Raw genomic sequence first — 16,687 nt, 5'->3', positions numbered from 1 at the left:
GTAAAACTATAAGTCTTTAGTGAGTTTTTTTACGACTTTATTTTCTGAAAGAAACTCTTTTAAAATCACTTTTATAGCAGTGTAAGCAGGTACTGCAATGATAAGACCTACAACACCAAAAAGGATTCCAGCTATTAGAATAACCAAGAAAATTTCCAATGGATGGGATTTTACACTTTTTGAGAAAATTATTGGCTGACTTCCAAAGTTATCAATCAGTTGTCCTATAATAAAAACTAGAAGTACCCAAAACGTTTTTGGCATAATCACTTCACTAAAGCTTGCTCCAAGATTACTTGTCATTGTTAGCGTAACCATTAAAGCAGCTCCAACTAAAGGACCAACATAAGGGATAAGGTTAAGTAATGCACATAAAAATGCAATAACTACAGCGTTTTCAACACCAATTATTAATAATCCAATAGTATAAATTATAAACAGAATTAAAATTTGAAATATAAGTCCAACAAAATAACGCGAGAGTAGATCTTTAATTTTGGTTGAAGAATTGCTCCATCTGGTTTCCTTATCGTCTGGAATAAAGGTCATAATTCCGTTTTCAAAAAGACGACTATCCTTTAAGAAGAAAAATGAAATGAATAAAACCGAAAACAGTCCAATGCCAAAACTACCTAATCCGCTAGCTAGCGAGTTTAAAAAATTAGGAATTAGTGCGTAATCAATCTTATTTAAAAGATTAGATTCTTTTATAGACTTTTCAACATCAATATTATTAATTTCAAAATAGGTGAGTGCCTGATGGTATAAATCTTGAATGTTACTCTGTAACTGATCAATATCTAATAATGACAAATTATGACTTTGCTTAGTAATTAAAGGAATAAACAATCCTATGAGCCCAATTAAAAGTCCTAAAAAAATAGCCATTGTAGTAATAACAGCTACAGTATTATTGAATTTTAACTTCTTTCTTAAAAATAAAACTATAGGTCTACCGATTAATGAAATAACAGCTGCAATAGCAATGTAAACTATTACGGCTTGAATTTTATACAAAAAAAACAATGTTAGCGCTATGCCTAAAACAATAGCTAATGCGCGTAAAATTCCGTTGGAAATAGTTTTTGAATTCATAAAGTAAAGATATAAAATCTGCTACATTAATTGCTTGGTGATTTCATATAAAGCAATTGTTGTTGCTTGTACCACATTCATACTGCTGTTTTGTCCAAACATATTAATATGCAATACGTGGTCACATTGTTTTAAAAGTGACTCTGAAACACCAAAGTTTTCATCTCCAATGATTAGAGCGATAGGTTGATTTTGCACAAATTGATGATTATGTATTGGTTTACTGCTAGATGTAATTTCTAAAGCAATTATTTGACAACCTTTGTCTTTTAGGGAAGTTATTACCTCAAGCGTGTTTTTTGCAAACTCGTAGTTTACAAACTTTTCGGTTGAGCGTGAAGTTTTAGTGACTTTTCTACCAATGGTAATGCCTTCTCCACAAAACACGATATTTTCTATTCCAAAAGCATCAGCTGTTCTAAACAAGCTGCCAATATTTGGTGCGTTGTTAATGTTATCGCAAACAATTGTTATTGGGAATTGTTGTGGTTTAAAATTGGTATTGTAATGGTTGAGTTGCAAGTAGTTTATTTTAATTTATGTTGTAGCATATAAAAATAGAAGCATAAAATTATTCTAACCCAAAAGCTATCTCATAATAAGACTCTTGTAAATCCTTAATTATTAAATGCTCTTCCCACTCATTTGTCATATTCACTTGATGTATTAACTCTGAATCCTTCCAAAAATAAGTGCTATTAACAATAGTGTCAAGGTTGTTGGAAGAAACATTAGGAGTAAGTTTGAATATTTTGGAGTAAACCAAATTATTATTGTAATAATAAAAAAGATATTTATATGAAGATTTATCATACAGCATTATATTAACTTTCATTCTTATAATATTCTCTTTATCGTCTATTAAGGTTAAAATATTAAAATCACCTCCATTAGAATCTCCATCAATATGGTCAGATGAATAATTTTGTTCTATTTCTTGATATTCTTCAGAATTTTCAACATTAATAATATATTTATTTATATCATTTATGTTCTTGTCTTGATGACAGGAAAGATAAAGGAGTGAAAGCATTATAATGTGAAAAAGGTTTTTCATAAAATAATCCTTTTAATTCTCAAAAGCATACTTTACAATGTTTGCTCCCATTTTTAAAGATTTTTCTCTTACCTCTGGTGGGTCGTTATGAACTTCTGGGTCTTCCCAACCATCGCCTAAATCGCTTTCAAAAGTAAACAGTAAAACCAATCTGCTTTCATAAAAAATACCAAAGGCTTGCGGACGTTTACCATCGTGTTCATGAATTTTTGGTAAACCGTCAGGGAATTTATAGGCAATATTGAATATATCGTGCGTTTTTGGCAATTCAATCAATTCTGCATTAGGAAACACCTTTTTAAGTTCTTCAGTAACATAAGGTCGCATTCCGTAGTTATCATCAATATGTAAAAAACCTCCAGAAATAAGATAGTTTCTAAGGTTTTCGGCATCGTCATCACTAAAAAACACATTTCCATGTCCTGTCATGTGCAGTAATGGATATTGAAAAATATCAATGCTACCGACTTCAACAGTTTGTGGATTTGGATTTATTCTCGTATTAATGTTGTTATTACAAAAGTTAATAAGATTAGGTAATGCTGTTGGGTTACTATACCAATCGCCACCACCTTTATATTTTAAAACAGCTAATTCCTGAGATAAACCCAAAGTAGAGTATAGAAAAGCGATGATTAAAATTAGATGCTTCATATTATTGATTTACAAAAGCTACAGAATGGCAAGCTACAATTGCAGCGGTTTCTGTACGCAATCTTGTGTCTCCCAAAGTTACAGGAATAAAATTATTTTGAAGCGCCATTTCAATTTCTTTAACACTAAAGTCTCCTTCTGGTCCAATAAGTATAATGATGTCTTGAGTTGGTTTTAAAAGGTCTTTTAAAGATTTTTTATCAAGCTCCTCACAATGTGCAATAAATTTTTGTCCGTTAAACTCTTGAGAAATGAAGTTTTTAAACGATATAGCGTCATTTAATTTTGGCATAAAAGCACTTAACGACTGTTTTGTGGCAGATTGAATAATCTTTTCAAAACGCTCTGATTTTATGACTTTACGTTCGCTATGGTCGCAAATAATAGGAGTGATGCTGTCTATTCCTATTTCGGTAGCTTTTTCTAAAAACCACTCGTACCTATCATTCATTTTTGTTGGAGCAACCGCTAAATGCAAATTGTAGTTGTGCTTTTGCTGTAGGGTTTTAGATGTAATTTCTGCCATACAGTTTTTAATATCTGCAACCTGTATTTTGGCAGTGAATATATAACCGTTTCCGTTGGTAATATGCAGTTCATCTCCAACCGATTTTCGCAATACCTTTATAATATGGCGACTTTCATCTTTTGGAAATGTAATTTGAACAGCGTCTTCAGTTAATTCAGGATTATAAAATAACTGCATTATTAGTATGTTGGTTCGGTAATTTTAAGCACTTTAATTTCTTCAATAAGCTTAGTGTCATGCGTTTTTACGACTACGTAATAAGCGTTTTGAGTTGGCACATCAACTGAAAAAATATCATTTACACTATGCTTTCCATTAATAACTTGATCTTCAAATTCTGGAAACATATCACCTTGTGTAAACCACCCTAAATCACCTCCACGTTTTGCACTATCATCCATTGAGTAGTGTTTTGCAAGGTCTTTAAAACGGTAGCCTTCATTGTATTTTGAGATAATATCAGCTCTCAAATCATCAATATCTTCCATCGATTTTTTATTGCCATCAAGAAAAATATAACTCACTCTATAATACGGAATTTCTTGTTTTTCAATAACCTTATAATGGGTTTTATCCATTTCGTTTTTATAGACTTTTTTTCCTCCTTTTTTTAGTTTAAAAAGATCTTTGGCTAATCTGGTATTATGTTTTTCTTTATTGAAGGTTATAATTTTTCCTTTAAGCGCTTTATTGCTTTCAATAAATTTGGTAGCAAGCGTTTCATCTTCAATAGAATCTAATTTCTTTTCAATGCTATTTTGAGAAACAGCAATCATTGTAAAAAAGCCAAATGCAATACACAGTAAGTTTTTTGTCATAATGTAGGATTGTTAAGGTTTCATTTCAAAATTAAACCTATTGTTGAAACATAAAAGGTCTTAGGTTTTAAGTTTTTAAGAATTGATTGTTTATAACTTGATTTTGAGTCACTTTTTATTTTTAAACGAATCAAAACTAAAAAGTTCAAAAATCCTGAAAGTAGCTTGCATGATTTATAGTTTTAATCGAGCAGAGGCAACAACATTGTTTTGTGAAAATTCACCCTCTAAAAACTTTAAATGCCCAACAATAGCAATCATTGCAGCGTTATCTGTGGTGTATTCAAATTTTGGAATATAAGTGGTCCAACCAAATTTCTTCTCACCATCTTTTAGTGCTTTTCGTATGCCAGAATTTGCAGACACACCACCACCAATAGCAATGTGTTTGATACCAGTTTCTTTACTGGCTAATTTCAATTTATCAATTAAAATACCAATAATTGTATATTGTATAGACGCACAAATATCATTGAGATTTTCTTCAATAAAATTTGGGTTTGCTTTGGCTTCTTTTTGAATAAAATAAAGAATTGCAGTTTTAAGTCCAGAAAAACTAAAGTTTAATCCGTCAACTTTAGGTTTGGTAAACTTAAAGGCTTTTGGGTTTCCTTGTTGTGCTCTTTTGTCAATTTCAGGACCAGCAGGATAGCCCAAGCCTAATATTTTTCCACTTTTATCATAAGCTTCACCAACAGCGTCGTCAATAGTTTCTCCAATAACTTCCATGTCAAAGTAGTCAGACACTTTTACAATTTGTGTATGTCCACCAGAAATGGTCATTGCTAAAAACGGAAATTCAGGTTTATTAAAATCTTCTTCATCAATAAAATGAGCTAAAATATGTGCTTGCATGTGGTTAACATCAATTAAAGGGATGTTTAAACCATAAGCCAATGACTTTGCAAAAGAGGTTCCTACAAGTAACGAACCCATTAAACCAGGACCACGAGTAAAAGCAATGGCATTAAGTTGAGATTTTTCAACACCTGCTTTTTTTAGTGCTTGTTGTACAACAGGAACTATATTTTGTTGATGTGCTCTCGAGGCTAATTCTGGTACAACACCTCCATATTCTTCATGAATTTTTTGGTTTGCAACAACATTGCTTAAAATCCTTCCGTTAAGCATAACCGAAGCTGCTGTATCATCACAAGATGACTCAATTGCTAGTATGTAAATATTTTGTGAAGCCATTAATATAAATTAGGCACAATAATTGTTAATTTTGGCTTCAAAGTTATAACTTTAAAACGTATCAAAAAATTTTTAAAAATAGTATCAAAGCTCTTGGCAATTCTTTTGCTATTGTTCATCATTTTGGTGTTGATACTTTCTATTCCTGCTGTACAAACGCGTTTAGGTAAACATGCAACAAAACTGGTTAACGAAGAGTTTGGTACAAATATTAATATTGGTAAAGTAGGATTACAGTTTAATGGAGATGTAGAGTTAAAGCATATTTATGTTGAAGACTACAAAAAAGATACGCTCATTAATATTGCCGAATTAAATACATCAATCATTAATTTTAGAAATCTTTACAATGGTAAACTTGCCTTTGGAGATATTGATATTATTGACCTTACCTTTAATATAAAAACTTACAAAGGCGAAGACCAAACCAATTTAGATGTGTTTGTTGCAAGGTTTGATGAAGAAAATCCTAGTAATGAAAAAAGTGGATTTTTACTTTCATCCAGTGACGTGTCTATTTACAATAGTACGTTTAGAATGCTAGATGAAAACAAGGAAAACCAAAAAATACTTGAATTTGATAACCTTAACATTAATGCAACTGATTTTTTAATTGATGCAAGTGATGTAAGTGCTCGAATCAATACTTTGTCGTTTAGAGACAGTAGAGGGTTGTCAGTTCAAAATATGGTTACAAATTTTGAGTACACATTAGACCATATGTCGTTTAGCGATTTGAGTATAAAAACTGAAAACTCAAATCTTAAAGGAAATGTGCGATTTGATTATAAGCGTGAAGATTTTAAGGAGTTTACCGATAAGGTTAATGTTACTGCAAATTTTGAAGATTCAGAGCTATTTTTAAACGACCTTAATACATTTTATAACGAGTTTGGTGTTTCTCAAAAAGCAAACTTTACCGTTGATTTGTCAGGAACACTTAATGATCTTTATGCTGAAGAGCTAAAGCTTAATACAAGTTCGCGTACTAGAATTTACGGAAACATCAATTTTAAAAACTTGTTTAATAGCGAAGATGATAACTTTTCAATGGACGGAAAGTTTGATAACCTTTCATCAAATTACTACGATTTAAGAGCATTATTACCAAATATATTAGGAGAGTCTATTCCTTCAATATTTTCTAAACTTGGAGATTTTAATATCAATGGTACATCTCACATAACATCTACAACTATTGATGCCGATTTAGATATTTATACAGATTTGGGTGAAATAAGTTCCAATCTAGAAATGACTCGTGTTAATGATATTGACAACGCGAGTTATAAAGGTAATGTGGTGTTTAATGATTTTGATTTAGGAAAATTGCTAGATAATCCTGAAATAAAAACCACCTCATTTAACCTTGATGTGGACGGAAAAGGATTTACGTTAAAAAACCTTTACACCAACATTGAAGGTCAGATTTATGAATTGGATTTTAACGACTACAATTACCAACACATAACCGTTTCAGGAGAGTTAGGGAATAATATTTATAATGGTCTTTTAAAGTCAACTGACAAAAATTTCAAGTTCACGTTTGATGGTTTAGCAGATTTATCTAATGAGATTAAAGCTTTATATTTTAAAGCTAATGTTGAGTATGCAAACCTTAATGCATTAAACTTTATTAAGTCCGACAGTATTTCAGTATTTAAAGGAAATGTTGAAATGTCAATGAAAGGTTCAGGGATTGATGATGCTTATGGTAGTTTAAATTTTAAAAACACCACCTACATCAATCAAAATGACGAATACTATTTTGAAGATTTTGACATCTCATCTACATTTCAAAATAAAAAACGAACAATAGCTATAAATTCTCCTGATATTATTGAAGGTACTATCAGTGGCGATTTCAAGTTTAAGGATATTGGTAAGCTAGTTGAAAATTCAGTGGGAAGTATTTATACCAACTACGTTCCTAATAAAATTGAAGGTAACCAGTACATGGACTTTAATTTTAAAATCTACAATAAAGTAGTTGAAGCCTTTTATCACGATTTAGAACTTGGTAAGAACACTTTTGTAAAAGGTAGAGTAGAGAGTGATGAAAAAGGCTTTAAGCTAACATTCAAGTCGCCTCAAATACGTTTGTTTGATTATTTTGCTAACGACATTTCGTTAAGTATCGATAACAGTAACCCTTTATTTAATACTTATGTAGAAATCGATTCGCTCAACACAAAGTATTATAATGTGTCTAAATTCAGTTTAATTAACGTTACACAACGCGATACGCTTTTTGTAAAATCTGAATTTAAAGGAGGTAAGGACAATACAGATGAGTTTGACCTTAATATGTATTACACTGTTGATGAGAATAACAAATCGGTTATAGGATTTAGAAAATCAGATGTCGTTTTTAAAGGCAACACTTGGAATATTAATGACGAAAAAGACAACCTGCATAAAATAGTTTTTGATAGAGATTTTAAAGAGTTTGATATTGAAAAGCTAGTAATGAATAATTACAATGAGCAAATTGAGCTGTCAGGTGTGGTTAGAGACTCAACATATAAAAATATTAATCTAGGATTTACTGATGTTGACCTTTTAAAAATAACACCAAGAATTGATAGTTTAAACCTTGAAGGTTTAGTAAATGGAAAGGTAAATATTCTACAAGAAGATGGTGTGTACTTACCAACATCAAACCTCGATATCACTAACCTTAAGGCAAATGATTATGATTTAGGGTCTTTAAGTGCTAACATTACAGGAAATCAATCTCTAACCAATTATAAGGTTGATGTTAAACTTATTAATGATAATGTAAAATCCTTTGTGGCTAATGGTAATATTGATGTTGGCGACTCATCATATATAGATTTAAACTTAAGTTTTGATGAGTTTTTACTTAATCCGCTAGATCCTTTTGGAGAAGGTGTTATTACTAATATTCGCGGTTTAGCAACAGGACAAGCAACTGTAACTGGTAATCTCAAAAATCCTGATATAAATGGTCGATTGTTATTAGATAATGCAGGATTGAGTATTCCTTATTTAAATGTAGATTACAGTTTTGATTTTGATTCTGAAGTAGAGCTCAAAGAGCAAAAATTTATATTCAATGATGTGGTTTTAACTGATTCTGAATATTTCTCTAAAGCAACACTTAATGGATTTATTGGTCATAATAGTTTTTCTGATTGGACTCTAGGGTTAGATTTAGAAACCAATCGTTTCTTAGTTTTAAATACTGATGATGACGAAGAAGCACTTTACTATGGAACAGCATTTGCAAGAGGTGTTGCAAGCATTTCTGGGCCAACAGACCAGTTGGTTATTGACTTTGACGGAAGTACCGAAAAAGGAACCGTCTTTAAAGTACCACTTAACGACCTAGAAACTTATGGAGACAACTCATACATTCACTTTTTAAGTCCTGAAGAAAAGGAAGCACGCAGAAAAGGAGAGGAGTATGTTGAAACCGAAATAAAAGGACTGGAACTTAACTTTGACCTTTTTGTAACTCCTGATGCTGATATTGAAATTGTTATAGACCGTAATTCTGGTAGTACCATTCAAGGTTCAGGAAACGGAAACTTACTTTTTGAAATAAACACCAATGGTAAGTTTAATATGTGGGGAGACTTTGTGGTAAACAAAGGGGTTTACAATTTTGCTTATGGTGGTTTAATACAAAAAGAACTTGTTGTTGAACCAAACGGAAGTATTCGTTGGGAAGGCGACCCAATGAAAGCACAAATAGACCTAAAAGCAATTTATAGTACATCTGCTAATCCTTCAGTATTATTAGATAACCCAATTAACAGAAGTATTGATGTAAATGTCGAAATAAGCCTAACAGGACAATTGGAACAACCTGAACCTAATTTTGCATTTAGTTTCCCTAATGTAGACTCTACAATTAAATCAGAGTTAGAATATCGATTAGAAACAAGAGAAAGTAGAGAATTTCAAGCATTAAACTTATTGTCTTTTGGTGCATTTGCTAGTGAAATCAGTTTAGGTCAACAAGCCTATGGTACCATTGCAGATAGAGTAAACAGTTTATTCAATAGTTTATTTGAAGATGAAGATGGCAAATTACAAATAGGTGTCAATCTTCAACCTGGAGAGCAAACTCCAGATTATCAAACAGATGATAGATTAGGCTTTACATTAAGCACTAAAATTAATGATAAAGTATTCTTTAATGGTAAGGTTGGTGTGCCAATAGGTGGTGTTAACCAAACAGTAATTGCTGGTGATGCTGAGATTGAAGTGCTATTAAATGATGATGGTACATTATCTGCAACGTTTTTTAATAGAGAAAATAGCATTAGAAACTTCGGAGAAGAAATTGGATACACACAAGGAGCAGGTTTATCATACAATGTCGAATTTGATACATTTAAAGAGTTAATCAACATTATTTTTTCTGGAAAGAATAAAAAGAAAAAGAATGCAAAAAAGACATCTGATAATGGCCCAAAAAAGAAAGACGACAACTTCCCAGATTACATCAATTTGAAGTCAGATTCGCAAAATAACGACTGATTTTTCAACTCACTTTTTCACATTTTTAATTTTTTTGTTAACGAAATCGTTTGAATTTTAACATACCGATAAAAATTTGCAGAAACCTTATTTTTATTGCTATATCTTTGTTAAGTTTACTTTTTATAATGTCGAATTTAATGAATAAAAACATAAAAAAAATTGCTGTTTTAACATCAGGTGGAGACTCTCCAGGAATGAATGCAGCAATTCGATCTGTAGTTAGAACTTGTGCATATCATAATATAAATTGTGTAGGAATTTATAGAGGATATCAAGGTATGATTGAAGGCGATTTTAAAGAAATGGATGCTCGTAGTGTAAAAGGCATTATTAACAAAGGAGGTACCATATTAAAATCTGCAAGATCAAACGAATTTAGAACTGTAGAAGGTCGTAAAAAAGCCTACGAAAAACTTAAAGAAGCTAATGTTGATGCGCTAGTTGCTGTTGGAGGTGACGGAACGTTTACAGGAGCAATGATTTTTAGTAGTGAATATGATTTTCCAGTAATGGGAATTCCAGGAACTATTGATAACGATATCTTTGGTACTTCACACACTTTAGGCTATGACACTGCTTTAAACACTGTAGTAGATGTCATTGATAAAATTAGAGATACTGCAAGTTCACACAACCGTTTATTCTTTATTGAAGTAATGGGACGCGATGTTGGACATATAGCGCTAAACGCTGGAGTTGGTGCAGGAGCAGAAGAAATTTTAATACCTGAAGAAGATTTAGGGTTAGAACGTTTACTAGAGTCTTTACGTCGTAGTAAGCGCTCAGGAAAGTCTTCGAGTATTGTTGTGGTTGCCGAAGGTGATAAAATAGGTAAAAACGTATTTGAACTCAAAGACTACGTTGACGAAAACTTAGCCGAATATGAAGTGCGTGTATCTGTTTTAGGTCATATGCAAAGAGGTGGTTCGCCTTCTTGCTTTGACAGAGTATTAGCAAGTAGAATGGGAGTAAAAGCTGTAGAAAGCCTTTTAGAAGGAAAATCAAACTACATGGTTGGATTACTCAATGATAAAATGGCACTTACACCATTAGACCAAGCTATAAAAGGACAATCAAAAATTAATTTAGAATTACTACGTGTGTCAGATATCATGACCACTTAAACCTTAAAATAAGAATATGTCAAATTTAAAATTAGGAATCAACGGATTCGGAAGAATAGGAAGAATAGTTTTTAGAGCAACTATTAATAGACCAGATGTAGATGTTGTAGCAATCAACGATTTACTAGACGTAGAACACTTAGCGTACTTATTGGAGTATGACTCTGTTCATGGTAGATTTGATGGTACAATTGAAGTTAAAGATGGAAACTTAGTTGTAGATGGAAAAACAGTAAGAATTACTGCTGAAAGAGACCCTAAAAACTTAAAATGGGACGAAGCTGGAGTAGATATCGTTGCTGAGTGTACAGGTATTTTCACAACTTTAGAAACAGCTAACTATCACATTGAAGCTGGAGCTAAAAAAGTAGTAATTTCTGCACCAAGTAAAGACGCTCCAATGTTTGTAATGGGAGTTAATGATAACGAATTAACTGCTGACCACAAGATTGTTTCAAATGCATCTTGTACTACAAACTGTTTAGCACCTTTAGCTAAAGTATTAGACGACAACTTTGGTATTGAAGAAGCTTTAATGACAACTGTTCATGCAACAACAGCAACTCAATTAACTGTTGATGGGCCTTCACGTAAAGATTATAGAGGTGGAAGAAGTGCTTTATTAAACATTATTCCTGCATCTACTGGAGCAGCTAAAGCTGTTGGTAAAGTAATTCCTAAACTAAACGGAAAACTTACAGGTATGGCATTTAGAGTACCTACTGCAGATGTTTCAGTAGTAGATTTAACTGTTCGTACTCAAAAAGAAACCTCTTTAGAAGAAATTAAAGCTGTTTTCAAAAAAGCATCTGAAGGAGACATGAAAGGTGTGTTAGGTTACACTGATGAATTAGTAGTATCTCAAGACTTTGTAAGTGATGCTCGTACAAGTATATTTGATGCTGATGCAGCTATTGAATTAAATTCAAAATTCTTTAAAGTTGTATCATGGTATGATAACGAATTTGGGTATTCCAACAAACTTGTTGACTTAGCTCAAAAAGTACACTCGTTATAATAATAATTTAATTCCGTAGAGTTTATAGTGCTTTACGGAATTTTTTTTACATAAAATTTATGATATTAATTGTTGATAGTGGTTCTACCAAATGTGATTGGATAGCAGTAGATAACAATGGTAACCAATTACTAGAAAAGATAAGAACCAAAGGGCTCAACCCAGCAATATTAAAAGAAAAAAAGCTTTTTAAGATTATTAAAGCTAGCGAAGAATTAATGACTGTTAAAGATCAAGTAACAGACATTTATTTTTATGGAGCTGGTTGTGGTACAGAAAACCCAAGATTACTACTTACCCAAGTGTTACGCTCTTTGTTTTTAAAGGCAAATGTAGAAGTAAAAGAAGATACCATGGCTGCTGTAAGAGCTACTATTAATACTCCAGATGAAGCTGCCGTTGTTTGCATTATGGGTACTGGTTCTAATTGTAGTTATTACGATGGTAAAGAATTACATCAACGTGTTAAATCATTAGGTTACACCTTAATGGATGATGCTTCTGGTAATTATTATGGCAAAGAATTAATACGAGATTATTATTATAATCATATGCCAGAGCAAATAAAAGTGGCTTTTGGAGATAAGTATAATTTAGAAGCCGATTATATCAAATACAATTTATATAAGCAACCAAACCCTAATGCATACTTAGCTAATTTTGCTGAGTTTATGATTCTTAATAAAGATTCTGAATACATAAAAGAATTAATAAAAAAAGGTGTTAGGAGATTTGCAAAAAACATGATTCTTCAGTTTAAAGAAGAGTTGAAAACTGTACCTGTACATTTTGCAGGTTCAATAGCATTTTTCTGTCAAGATGAAATTAAAGAAGTTGCTGAAGAGTTAAACTTTAAAGTAGGAAACTTTGAAAGAAGACCTATTGAAGGTTTAGTTAACTTCCACACAAACGCTTCATAATTTAGTTATACAATGGAAATAGCAATAATTGCTCATGATGGTAAGAAAGCTGAAATGGTTCAGTTTTTAAATCAGCATAAAGACATATTATTAAGCAAGAAAATAAATTTAATCTCTACAGGAACCACTGGAAAAAAAGTAAAAAAAGCAGGTTTTGAAGTTACAAGACTACTATCTGGTCCTTTAGGTGGAGATGCTCAAATTGCTGCTAGAGTAGCAGAAGGACAATGTAATATGGTATTGTTTTTTAGAGATCCTCTTGAAAAACATCCTCACGAACCTGATGTGCTTATGTTAATGCGTTTATGCGATGTGCATGATGTACCATTAGCTACCAATCCAGCAACAGCAGAACTTTTAATGAAAGCACTTTAAATTAATAAAGTGCTTTTTTTATGTATAGAAATTAAGGATTATAGACTTGATTTTCCTGTTCGGCAACTCTAATAAATGTAGTACGTTTAGTAAGTTCCTTTAAGCGTTCAGCACCAACATAAGTACATGTGCTTCGTAAACCTCCTAAAATATCTTGTAGCGTGTTTTCCACATTCCCTCTATAAGGGACTTCAACAGTTTTACCTTCACTAGCTCTGTATTCGGCAACACCACCAACATGTTTTTCCATAGCAGTAGAAGAACTCATTCCGTAAAACTGTTTATAAGGTTTACCATTGCGTTCAATAAGTTCGCCACCACTTTCATTGTGTCCTGCAAGCATGCCACCAAGCATCACAAAATCTGCAGCAGCACCAAACGCTTTAGCTATATCACCAGGAATGGTACAACCACCATCACTAATAATTTGTCCACCTAAACCATGAGCAGCATCAGCACATTCAATAATTGCAGATAACTGTGGATAACCAACACCTGTTTTTACTCTTGTGGTACAAACGCTGCCTGGTCCAATACCAACTTTTACAACATCAGCTCCAGAGAGCAACAGTTCTTCAACCATTTCACCTGTAACCACGTTACCAGCAATAATCACTTTATCAGGATATTGGTCTCTGGTACGTTTTACGAAATCAACAAAATGTTCAGAATAACCATTAGCTACATCAATGCAAATGAATTTATACTGCGGATTAAAATTTAAAATTGAAGCTAGTTTTTCAGAATCTTGTTGTCCTGTTCCTGTGCTAATCGCTAAGTAATCTTCAATACCTTCAGGTGCATTAGATGAAAACACGTTCCAATCGGTAATAGAGTAGTGCTTGTGTATTGCAGTAAACAGTTTATGTTTTGATAAGGCCAAAGCCATATCGAAAGTACCAACTGTATCCATATTGGCAGCCATAATAGGTATGCCTTTCCAGTTGACTTTACTGTTTAAAAAAGTAAATTCTCTTTCTAAATTAACCTGCGAACGACTCTTTAATGTAGAGCGTTTTGGTCGAATCATAACATCTTTAAAACCTAGCTTTATTTCATATTCAATGCGCATAATGGATATAATTGGGTTAATATCAAAAATACAAAACTCAAGTGTATATTTTTGGTTGACTTATTAACAATTTATACAATAAGTTAGACCGATAAAATGTATATTAGGCATTGTTAAATATTGTAATCGACAAATAGATTAGCTTTTAACATGACTAAACATTATAAGAAAAAAGCACTTTTGGCAACCGAAAATAAGATTGATAGCATAAAGCGAGATGCTGATTTTTTTAAAAGAAATTTAAACAGATTTATTGTTTTTGGAACTTTAGCCTCTTTTGTAGCTCCAAATTATGGAAAAGACAAACCGCTTTATGCAGAATTAAATGTGTCGTATTATGATTTAGTAGTCTTTTTTGTAATTGTATTTGCTTCAATTTGTTTTATTAGTTACATCATATGGAAAGTTCAAGATAGGACAAGAATGCGTAAACTACTAAAGCGTAAAAAAGAATTAGAAGAAGAAATAAAGAGTTATGAGTGATTTATTAACAGCTATTAATGTTAAGTTTGATGTCATGAAATTTTAAGATTGAATTTTAAAAATAAAAAAACTAACTTCGTTTAACTCTCGATATAAATTATTAAAACAATTCATATCTAATTATTGGCAACCATTTAAAATCACTCTACTCATTAAGAAATTTTGAAGATTATTAATTTCATTTGTAGCAAATCAAAATACTTTAAAATATAAATAAATCATAAATATTTCACTTATAAGTAAAATAACTATATATTTGCAAGCCGTATGTTCTCGAAATGTCAATTAATTAAAATACCTCAATTCAGTGGACCAAAGGGTTCTGTTTACACTATATTAATTGACGATGAAGAAATTACAGCGTTCAAAAATTTCGTAATGATGAATAATTCATTTAAAAGTGAAATAAAAGATATAGTTGGACGTTTAAAAACTATGGGGTTTAAAACTGGTATGAGAGAGGACTTTTTTAAATTGTACGAAGGTAACCCTGGAGACGGCGTTTGCGCATTGTTTGACAAAGAAGACAGTAACTTAAGATTGTATTGTGTTCGTTACGGCTCTCAAATTGTAATACTTGGAGGTGGAGGTCACAAACCAAAATCCATTAGAACTTTCCAAGAAGATGAAAATTTAGAGAAACAAAATTTTATCCTAAGAGACTTATCAAAACTAATTACTGAAAAAATGCAAGACAAAGAAATTTGGTTTAGCGAAGATGGCTTAGATTTTGAAGGTGACTTAACAATTGAAAACTATAATTATGAATAAATCTGCACAAGAGAATTTTGACTTTATAGACGATATTTTGGAAGAAATATCGCCTGTAGAAATGAAAAAAATCGAACAACGTATGCTTAATGCTGAAAAAATCCGTAAAGCTATGGATGCCAAAGGTTGGAACAATACCAAATTATTAGAGGCATTGAATATGAAAAGCCTAAGCATAATAACTAAATGGCTAAGTGGAACTCATAATTTTACTCAAGACACTTTAGTAGAAATTGGTGAAGTTTTAGGGATTAATTTCTTTGAACCAGCAGAACAAGGAATTACTATAGAATTTAGTTTTCCAGTATTAAAAAATAAAACAAGTGGATTTGATTCATACAGCAGTCTGGATTATATTTTAAATGCTAATCAAATTAATTTGTCAAATTCATTTAATAATAATTGCACAGAATATCAAGCTTAAATTATGTCTGAAGAAAAACCATTTAATTTTCAAATAAAAGGTATCGAAATTCTTGATACGAGTATTATAAGACCAAAAAATAAAATTGATGGTAATACGGTATTTGGATTTGACTTACAGGCACAGCACAGTTTTAATTTAGAAAGAGAATTAGTTATAGTAACTTGTAATATTGATGTGTTAGATAACAATTCTAAGGATAAATTAGGTCACGTTAATGCAAGTTGCTTATACTATGTTGAGAATTTCAAACAGTATTTTGACGAGAAAACAAGCGCACCAAGTTTACCTCAAGGTGTTGTCACAATGCTGAATTCTATTTCAATTTCTACTGTTAGAGGTGTTATGTATGGAATTTTTAGGGGAACATTCTTAAATGGAGCTATTTTACCTGTTGTTAACCCTAATATGCAAATAAAAAAATAAAAAACGGTAGCCAACAATGGCTATAAGTAATTGTAAGTAATCGCATACTTACGAAAATCCTCGCAGATTTTCAGTTTGGTGCGTACTTGCAAAGTTTTGTGTTAAACCACGCAACTACTCATAGCCGAGACCGTTCAAGCACATTCGGCTAAAGCCGACCAATGTTGCTACATTGCTTCGCAATTCTCGCCCCATTGGAAATGTGCTTG

At 31.8% G+C, this 16,687-nt stretch carries 17 protein-coding genes; 9 read left to right on the top strand and 8 right to left on the bottom strand.

Going from position 1 to position 16,687, the window contains the following annotated elements; translation table 11 throughout:
* Nucleotides 1–6: 6 nt before the first annotated feature.
* The 7 genes from OD803_RS13655 to tsaD all read right to left on the bottom strand — a co-directional run bounded on the left by OD803_RS13655 (nt 7) and on the right by tsaD (nt 5,350).
* On the bottom strand, nt 7–1,095 hold the full coding sequence (locus OD803_RS13655; protein WP_131506616.1) for an AI-2E family transporter: 1,089 nt from the start codon (nt 1,093–1,095) through the stop codon (nt 7–9).
* 21 nt (nt 1,096–1,116) lie between these two features.
* Entirely contained in the window at nt 1,117–1,617 is a 501-nt protein-coding gene (locus OD803_RS13650; protein ID WP_262733900.1) for a TrmH family RNA methyltransferase, read from the bottom strand.
* A gap of 49 nt (nt 1,618–1,666) precedes the next feature.
* Entirely contained in the window at nt 1,667–2,152 is a 486-nt protein-coding gene (locus OD803_RS13645) for a hypothetical protein (protein ID WP_262733898.1), read from the bottom strand.
* A gap of 12 nt (nt 2,153–2,164) precedes the next feature.
* Entirely contained in the window at nt 2,165–2,806 is a 642-nt protein-coding gene (locus OD803_RS13640; RefSeq protein WP_262733897.1) for a DUF4159 domain-containing protein, read from the bottom strand.
* A 1-nt stretch (nt 2,807) separates the two neighbouring features.
* Nucleotides 2,808–3,512, bottom strand: coding sequence for a 16S rRNA (uracil(1498)-N(3))-methyltransferase (locus OD803_RS13635; RefSeq protein ID WP_262733896.1), 705 nt, complete (start codon nt 3,510–3,512; stop codon nt 2,808–2,810).
* 2 nt (nt 3,513–3,514) lie between these two features.
* Nucleotides 3,515–4,153 (bottom strand): peptidylprolyl isomerase, encoded by a 639-nt coding sequence (locus OD803_RS13630; RefSeq protein ID WP_262733894.1) that lies wholly within the window; start codon nt 4,151–4,153, stop codon nt 3,515–3,517.
* A gap of 174 nt (nt 4,154–4,327) precedes the next feature.
* On the bottom strand, nt 4,328–5,350 hold the full coding sequence (gene tsaD / locus OD803_RS13625; protein WP_262733893.1) for a tRNA (adenosine(37)-N6)-threonylcarbamoyltransferase complex transferase subunit TsaD: 1,023 nt from the start codon (nt 5,348–5,350) through the stop codon (nt 4,328–4,330).
* A gap of 93 nt (nt 5,351–5,443) precedes the next feature.
* Here tsaD and OD803_RS13620 point away from each other — a divergent pair, with 93 nt between their 5' ends.
* From OD803_RS13620 to OD803_RS13600, 5 genes are all read left to right on the top strand, one after another.
* Nucleotides 5,444–9,862 (top strand): translocation/assembly module TamB domain-containing protein, encoded by a 4,419-nt coding sequence (locus tag OD803_RS13620; RefSeq protein ID WP_262733891.1) that lies wholly within the window; start codon nt 5,444–5,446, stop codon nt 9,860–9,862.
* Nucleotides 9,863–10,002: 140 nt separating this feature from the next.
* Complete coding sequence (gene pfkA / locus OD803_RS13615; protein ID WP_131506622.1) at nt 10,003–10,989, top strand: 6-phosphofructokinase; 987 nt, start codon at nt 10,003–10,005, stop codon at nt 10,987–10,989.
* 16 nt (nt 10,990–11,005) lie between these two features.
* On the top strand, nt 11,006–12,007 hold the full coding sequence (gap, locus tag OD803_RS13610; RefSeq protein ID WP_134198891.1) for a type I glyceraldehyde-3-phosphate dehydrogenase: 1,002 nt from the start codon (nt 11,006–11,008) through the stop codon (nt 12,005–12,007).
* Nucleotides 12,008–12,066: 59 nt separating this feature from the next.
* Nucleotides 12,067–12,927 (top strand): N-acetylglucosamine kinase, encoded by an 861-nt coding sequence (locus OD803_RS13605; protein ID WP_262733890.1) that lies wholly within the window; start codon nt 12,067–12,069, stop codon nt 12,925–12,927.
* A gap of 12 nt (nt 12,928–12,939) precedes the next feature.
* Nucleotides 12,940–13,302, top strand: coding sequence for a methylglyoxal synthase (locus tag OD803_RS13600; RefSeq protein ID WP_131506624.1), 363 nt, complete (start codon nt 12,940–12,942; stop codon nt 13,300–13,302).
* A 31-nt stretch (nt 13,303–13,333) separates the two neighbouring features.
* Here the strand turns inward: OD803_RS13600 and guaC are convergent, their stop codons facing one another.
* Nucleotides 13,334–14,374, bottom strand: a complete 1,041-nt coding sequence (gene guaC, locus OD803_RS13595; protein WP_134198892.1) for a GMP reductase — start codon at nt 14,372–14,374, stop codon at nt 13,334–13,336.
* Nucleotides 14,375–14,524: 150 nt separating this feature from the next.
* Here guaC and OD803_RS13590 point away from each other — a divergent pair, with 150 nt between their 5' ends.
* From OD803_RS13590 to OD803_RS13575, 4 genes are all read left to right on the top strand, one after another.
* Nucleotides 14,525–14,857 (top strand): hypothetical protein, encoded by a 333-nt coding sequence (locus OD803_RS13590; RefSeq protein WP_262733887.1) that lies wholly within the window; start codon nt 14,525–14,527, stop codon nt 14,855–14,857.
* A gap of 378 nt (nt 14,858–15,235) precedes the next feature.
* Nucleotides 15,236–15,628 carry a hypothetical protein gene (locus tag OD803_RS13585; protein WP_208325357.1) on the top strand — a complete coding sequence of 131 codons (393 nt, stop codon included), beginning with the start codon at nt 15,236–15,238 and terminating at the stop codon, nt 15,626–15,628.
* Nucleotides 15,621–16,052: a helix-turn-helix domain-containing protein gene (locus OD803_RS13580; RefSeq protein WP_134198895.1), complete on the top strand. Its 432-nt coding sequence runs from the start codon at nt 15,621–15,623 to the stop codon at nt 16,050–16,052. The genes OD803_RS13585 and OD803_RS13580 overlap by 8 nt, the downstream gene beginning before the upstream one ends.
* Nucleotides 16,053–16,055: 3 nt before the next feature.
* Nucleotides 16,056–16,478 carry a hypothetical protein gene (locus OD803_RS13575; protein WP_134198896.1) on the top strand — a complete coding sequence of 141 codons (423 nt, stop codon included), beginning with the start codon at nt 16,056–16,058 and terminating at the stop codon, nt 16,476–16,478.
* Nucleotides 16,479–16,687 lie beyond the last annotated feature (209 nt).

The organism is Gaetbulibacter sp. NE, from assembly GCF_025548475.1.
Lineage (GTDB): Bacteria > Bacteroidota > Bacteroidia > Flavobacteriales > Flavobacteriaceae > Gaetbulibacter_B > Gaetbulibacter_B jejuensis.
This window is presented reverse-complemented; position numbering and strand designations above follow the sequence as displayed.